The 1,756-nt window shown below is 77.4% G+C and carries 1 protein-coding gene and 1 pseudogene; both read left to right on the top strand.

The annotated features are described in order from the left end of the window. Positions 1–1,035, top strand: a 1,035-nt coding sequence (locus ACWDX9_RS62950; protein WP_449973393.1) for an ATP-binding cassette domain-containing protein, incomplete at its 5' end; no start/stop codon positions are given. Then, positions 1,032–1,756, top strand: a pseudogene (locus tag ACWDX9_RS62955) (hypothetical protein); the annotation flags it as partial. The gene ACWDX9_RS62950 and the pseudogene ACWDX9_RS62955, both read left to right, overlap by 4 nt.

A 1,756-nucleotide genomic window follows, 5' to 3' on the forward strand; every position in this document is an offset into this window, starting at 1 on the left:
GGGACCGCCGCCCAGGAGGCGCGGCGCGTCCTGCAGCCGCTGCCCCGGCTGCGGGCCCATGGCATGTCGCTGTGGCGGGCCAACGCCGGGGCCGCGGTCCAGTCGGGGCTCGTGGTGCCGCTGCTGGAGGTGGCGGTGCTGATCGTCGGGGGGTTCATGCTCGCCTCCGGCCGGCTCACGGTCGGAGAGCTGTACGCCGCCGCCCGCTACGCCGTGCTCGGGGCGTCCCTGAGCACCTCCCTGGGCTACGTCGGCGGGCTGGCCCGGGCCCGGGCGGCCGCCGGACGGGTGGCCGAGATCTTCGAACTCGCCCCTGTCGCGCACGGCACGCGGACGCTCCCGCCCGGTCCGGGCACGGTCGAGTTCCGCGACGTGGCGGTGGACGGCCTGACCGTCGGCGATCTCACGCTGCCCGGGGGCTCGGTGACCGCCGTCGTCGGACGGTCCGGCGCGGGCAAGTCCCTGCTGGCCGCCCTGGCGGGCCGCCTGACCGACCCGGAGCGCGGCACGGTCCTGCTCGACGGGGTCCCGCTGGGGGAGCTGTCGCGGGAGGAACTGCGCAGGGCCATCGGGTACGCCTTCGAACGCCCGGTCCTGGTGGGCGAGACCGTGGCGGAGGCCATCACAACGGCCGCCGGGCCCGCTGCCGTCGAGGCGGCGAAGGCGGCGTGCGCGGACGCGTTCGTCCGGCGGCTGCCGCTCGGCTACGGCACACCTCTGCGCGAGGCCCCGATGTCCGGCGGCGAGCGGCAGCGGATCGGCCTGGCCAGGGCGTTCGCGCAGGGGGAGCGGTTGCTGGTGCTCGACGACGCCACCTCCAGCCTCGACACCGTGACGGAGCGCGAGGTCGGCCGGGCGCTCACCACCGATCGGCGGGGCCGTACCCGGCTGATCGCGGCCCACCGGCTCGCCACGGCCGCCCGCGCCGACCAGGTCGTCTGGCTGGAGGGCGGGAGGGTGCGCGCCCGGGGGCCGCACGGCGTGCTGTGGCGGGACCCGGCCTACCGGGCCGTCTTCCAAGGAGCGACGCCATGAAGGCCCCCGCCCGACGGCGGCAGGCTGCGCGGGCTTCGGGGAGCGGCGGGCCGGTGCGGGCAGGGCGGACCAAGGGCGGTGGCGGGCCGGCGCGGGCGATGTTCTGGCGGGCGCTGGGGCGGGAGCCGCGGCGGCTGGCCGTGATCGGGTTCTGGTCCGTGCTGGAGGCGGCGCCCGCGTTCCTCATCGGGCACGCCGTCGCCCGCGCCATCGAGGACGGGTTCGCCAGGGCCGAGCCCGCGACCGGGCTGGCGTGGCTGGCCGCGCTCGGCGTCGCGTGGCTGGTCGGGGCGGTGGCCGCGCGGCAGGTCGTGCTGGGCGTCGCGGCGGTGGCGGAGCCGTTCAGGGACGACCTTCTGACGCACGTCGTCGAGGGGACCCTGAACCGAGGCGCGGGCCGCGACAGCGCCGCGGTGGCCAGGGCGACGCTCCAGGTCGAGCTGGCCAGGGACGCTTTCGCGGCCGTGGTCACGACCGTCAGGGGGTTCGTGTTCACGGTGGCCGGCGTGGTGCTGGGGCTGGCGACGCTGGCCCCGCAGGCGCTCGCTCTCGTGCTGCCGCCGTTCGCGATCGGGCTCGGGCTGTTCCTGGCCTCGTTGCCCGCCCTCGCACGCAGGCAGCGGGCGTTCCTGCTGGCCGACGAACGGCTGGCCGACGAGATGACGGCCACGGCGGGCGGGCTGCGCGACATCGAGGCGTGCGGCCTGCGCGAACCCGTGGC

The organism is Nonomuraea sp. NPDC003201 (assembly GCF_053590415.1).